This window comes from Gillisia marina, assembly GCF_000258765.1.
Lineage (GTDB): Bacteria > Bacteroidota > Bacteroidia > Flavobacteriales > Flavobacteriaceae > Gillisia > Gillisia marina.
Genome location: NZ_AJLT01000098.1, coordinates 1 through 4644, shown reverse-complemented (window position 1 = coordinate 4644; position 4644 = coordinate 1). Strand labels below are relative to the sequence as shown.

3 protein-coding genes and 1 pseudogene are annotated in these 4644 nt (G+C 37.1%); 1 reads left to right on the top strand and 3 read right to left on the bottom strand.

All coding sequences use genetic code 11. The annotated features are described in order from the left end of the window. The 3 genes from ON07_RS13825 to ON07_RS13815 form a co-directional block, all read right to left on the bottom strand. On the bottom strand, positions 1-2002 hold a 2002-nt coding region (locus tag ON07_RS13825), incomplete at its 3' end, for a M13 family metallopeptidase (RefSeq protein ID WP_010232653.1). A 322-nt stretch (positions 2003-2324) separates the two neighbouring features. Then, positions 2325-2879: a nuclear transport factor 2 family protein gene (locus tag ON07_RS13820; RefSeq protein ID WP_010232652.1), complete on the bottom strand. Its 555-nt coding sequence runs from the start codon at positions 2877-2879 to the stop codon at positions 2325-2327. A 30-nt stretch (positions 2880-2909) separates the two neighbouring features. Beyond that, the gene (locus tag ON07_RS13815) at positions 2910-3479 is read right to left on the bottom strand and encodes a hypothetical protein (protein ID WP_010232651.1); all 570 of its coding nucleotides are present in this window, start codon (positions 3477-3479) and stop codon (positions 2910-2912) included. 184 nt (positions 3480-3663) lie between these two features. On the opposite strand from ON07_RS13815, the pseudogene ON07_RS15720 reads away from it, so the two are divergent. Further along, positions 3664-4609 (top strand): annotated as a pseudogene (locus ON07_RS15720) (NAD-dependent epimerase/dehydratase family protein). Positions 4610-4644 lie beyond the last annotated feature (35 nt).

The following is a 4644-nucleotide window of genomic DNA, read 5'->3' as shown; positions in this document are numbered from 1 at the left end:
AAAAAGCATCAATATTCTGTAGCGGCACATAAGCGCGGTACATTCCAGGAGAATGCGGATCGGTTTTAATCCTGTTTCTCAAGGCTTCATCCCTCATCTTAGTACGCCAAACGGTTGCCCAAGAAAGGAAGAAACGTTGCTCCGGTGAGAAGCCATCTATTTCTCCGGGATTTCCATGCTCTTTTAAATGTAATTGAAGTCCATCGTAAGCAGCATTCACGCCACCTAGATCTCCAATGTTTTCACCCAAGGTGAATTTCCCGTTAATGTACACACTATCCAACACTTCGATAGCGCTATACTGTTCTGCCAAAGCTCCACCTAGACCTTCAAAAGACTCAAGATCTTTCTCGCTCCACCAATTGTTAAGGTTTCCTTCTGCATCAAAACGAGATCCACTATCGTCGAAGCCGTGAGAGATCTCATGGCCAATCACCGCTCCAATTCCACCATAATTTACAGCAGCATCTGCCTTGTAATCGTAGAACGGTGGCTGTAAAATAGCTGCAGGGAATACAATTTCATTATAACTTGGGTTGTAATACGCATTTACGATTTGAGGCGCCATAAACCATTCGGTTTTATCTACCGGCTCACCCAATTTCGCCATATCTTCCTTTACATTCCATTTAGCTGCATTCAGCATATTCTGGAAATAAGACCCTTTCTCATCTTTTGGAGACGTAATTTCCAACTCGCTATAATCTTTCCACTCATCTGGATATCCAACTTTAATGGTAGTAGAAGCCAATTTTTCTTTAGCCTTTGTTTTCGTACTGTCGCTCATCCAAGTAAGATTATCTATTCTTACTTCGTATGCTTTAATGATGTTAGCGATCATTTCCTGAGCTTTTTTCTTAGCTTCCGGCGGGAAGTTCTCTTCTACATATAGTTTCCCTAAAGCTTCCCCTAAGGTTCCGTTTACAGTTTGTAACGCACGTTCTTTAAGAGCGCGTTGTTTTTTAGCTCCTTGAAGCGTTTTGCTGTAAAAGTCCCAATTGGCTTGCTCTATCTCCATGCTTAAAGCCGAAGAAGCATCGTTTAATAAATTCCAACGTAAGTACATTTTCCAGTCGGCAACTTTATTTGCAGAGAAAGTCTTTTGTAGAGCTTGCATATATTTTGGTTGAGATACAATCACCGTATCCACCTTAGAAGCTCCAATTTCGTCGAAATACTTTTTCCAATTGATTGCTGAAACTTCTTTTTGCAATTGAGCTACAGCCATTGGATTGTAAGTTTTTCTCGCATCTCTACGATCTACTTTATCCATTTGAGGTGTTGCTAAACTAGTTTCAAAAGCCAAAATGGTTTCAGCATTTTTTGAAGCTTCCTCTTCAGAATCTCCTAAATACTGCAACATTCTAGTTACGTGTTTCTTGTATTTTTCACGAGTTTCTTTGGAATTCGCATCTTGCTGTACGTAATAGTCTCTGTCTGGCAAGCCTAAGCCGGCAGGATAAATGTAAGCTGCATTGGAATTACTGTCTTTTGCATCTGCACGAACTGTAAATCCGAAAAATCCTGCTCCGCCATATTGTTGCATTTCGGTTAAGAAAGCTTGTAGGTCTTGCTTATTCTGGATCGCTGCTATTTTCTCCAAATACGGAGTTAAAGGCTCTACACCTTTTTTGTTTCTGGCAACAGTATCCATGATACTTTGGTATAAGAATACCGCTTTTGCCTGATCGCTCTTCACATCTAAATCCTTGTCTTTTGAAGCTTTTTCCAACAACGCAAGCGCATCTTCATCGGTGTTTTTTCTAAGTTCATTAAAACTACCCCAAGTAGTGTGATCGCCCGGGATCTCTGTAGAATCTGCCCATTTTCCGTTAACGTATCTAAAGAAATCTTCTTTAGGGCTCATGGTAGTATCCATAAAAGCTAAATTGATCCCACGGGACTCTTCTTTAACTTCCATTTTTTTATCATCACTTTTACATCCGGTTACTACCGTAGCTGCAAGTGCAGATAAAATAAGTGCATTTGTTATTTTTTTCATTTAAAAGAATAAATTAAAATTTCCACGCTAAAATACTAAAAAGTAAGAGATTATAACTAGATTTTAAACGTGGAGAATTGGGATTACTTTATATAAGAAGTTCAAAATATTTTGAAACAAATCTAAATTTAAAAACTGTCTTGACTAAAAAGAGGCCGACTCAAAAGCACCTTTTTCGCCAAGCTGTTCCGATAGCTATCGGAATTGTTTCAGCATGTTTTCATTTTTGACGATTAGTTAATTGAGATCCTGAAATGAATTCAGGATGACAAGCTCCTCTATTCTTGAATATCTTCTTTTTAAATTTTATTATCTGAAACTCTTACTTCTTAGCTTGAAGCTTTTCAATTAAAAGACTATCGGTCTGTTTTTTCATGGCTGTAACTTCTGAAACATCGTCGTTTGGAATGGCGATAGAAAGCACATAATGTTGCACCTTCCACTTGCCATCTACATTTTCCATCACACCGGATCCTCTACAAATCCCCATTTGGGTGCTTAAAAGCTCATCGAACCAAGCCAAATTACTTTCTTTTTCTGTATAAATGTTGCGCTCCAAAGTTGTGAAGCTCCAAGCTTTTCCTTTGTCGAAATATGGCTTTGAGAACTCACGAAAGTCTATATTTTGCCAGTTTTCAGTAGCATCGGTTCCTAGAAACACACCATCTTCGGTCATTAAGCCAAAATAGTCTTCAAAATTAGCTTCAGCAGCTGCTTTGTGCCAATTCTCTAAAGCTGTATTTATTTTTTCTTTTGAATTTTCTTCGGAAGCCATCATTTCAGATTCCGATTTTTCTGGAGAGGCATCCTCTTTTTGAGAGTTAGCATTGTTACATGAAAATGTTGCAATTAATAGAAGAAGGATAAGTTTTTTCATATTTCTGAAGTAGTTAAATTTTAGTAGTTTCTATTCTAAGGAATCAAGTGCTTTATTTAGATTTATTGGCCTTTTTCTCATTGGTGGCAGCACTGTATTTGAAGTTTGTTCCTCTGCATTTTCAATTAAATCCAATTCTTCTTCAAATTCTTCTAAGGTCTTCAAAAACGGTTCGTTTAACTGAATTTTAAAATTGTTCCATTCTAAATGCAAATCTTTTGCTGTTTTAGAAATTTCTTCAGGATTCACCATTCTTTTTTCGGTAAGTTGCTGCAGGATCTTAGATTTGGTAACCAACACACCTAATCTGGCTTTCACTGCATTTAAATTTAATCTCGCCGGCACTGTTTCTTGTAGAGACTTCATGATCTCTGTAATTGGCGTGGCATTAGCGATTACATCATTCAGCGTATAATTCTTAAGATTTTCAATCTCACTTTGAGCCGTAATATAAGCAAGCCATTCATTGGTGATCTCTTGAGCTTCGGGCACTAAGGTGACCTCCATTTTAGGGACTTCTAGTTTCTTGGCAAGAGCCAACTGAATTTCTTTTCTGTTAGACTCATTAGAGTTTTCTTTTTTTGTTTTGGTTACAGCCAACCATTAAAATTATAAGTAATATCCAAAAGGAGGTTTTCATAAGCTAATCTTGTTAGACAAAGTTAACGAAAAAGCCTTCCAAAAAAAGGCCGCTTTAAACTTGTGGGAAGAAACCTGCTTTTTTGAGTAATAGTTTGTTTGATGGTTATTGAATTGGATATATTTGCGCAGTAAAATTTAAAGAATGAATTCTAAAAGAATATTGATTATTGGAGCTTCCGGACAAATTGGAAGCGAGCTAAGTTTGAAGCTGCGAAGTCTTTATGGGAATGAAAATGTGATAGCTAGCGACATAAAAGAAGGTGGAAAAGAATTAATGGCAACGGGTCCTTTTGAGATCATGGATGCTACAGATGAAGAAGGTATTGCGAATTTAGTCGAGAAATATGCGATTACTGATGTTTATTTAATGGCGGCGATGTTAAGTGCAACAGGTGAAAAAAATGCCAATGAAAGCATGGGATCTAAATATGAATTCTCTTTTTATTGTTCTTAATCTTGCGAAGGAAAAGAAAATCGAGAAAGTATTCTGGCCTTCCAGTATTGCGGTTTTTGGACCCAGCACTCCAAAAGAAAACACTCCGCAAACCACTATCATGGAGCCTACAACTGTTTACGGAATGAGCAAGCAAACAGGGGAGCGTTGGTGTGAATATTACTTCAGAAAATTTGGTGTAGATGTAAGAAGCATTAGATATCCTGGTATTATCAGTTATAAAACTTTACCGGGAGGAGGAACTACAGATTATGCTATCGAAATTTTTCATGAAGCATTGAAATCTGGTAATTACACATCGTTTTTAAGTGAAGACACCTCTTTGCCAATGATGTTTATGGACGATGCTATTAAGGCAACTATAGATATTATGAAAGCTCCTGCAGAAAAAGTGAAGATGAGATCCTCTTATAACTTATCTGCAATGAGTTTTACACCTAAAGAACTTGCAAAAGCTATTAAATCTGTTTTACCAGAATTTGAGATTTCCTATAATCCAGATTTTAGACAAGAAATAGCCGACTCTTGGCCAAGTAGTATTAACGATAATGCTGCTAGAGAAGATTGGGGTTGGAATCACGCGTATGATCTTGAGAAATTAACACAGGCTATGCTAGATGGATTAAAGAATTAATTCCTAATAAATCTGAAAATATCGCATACAAAAAA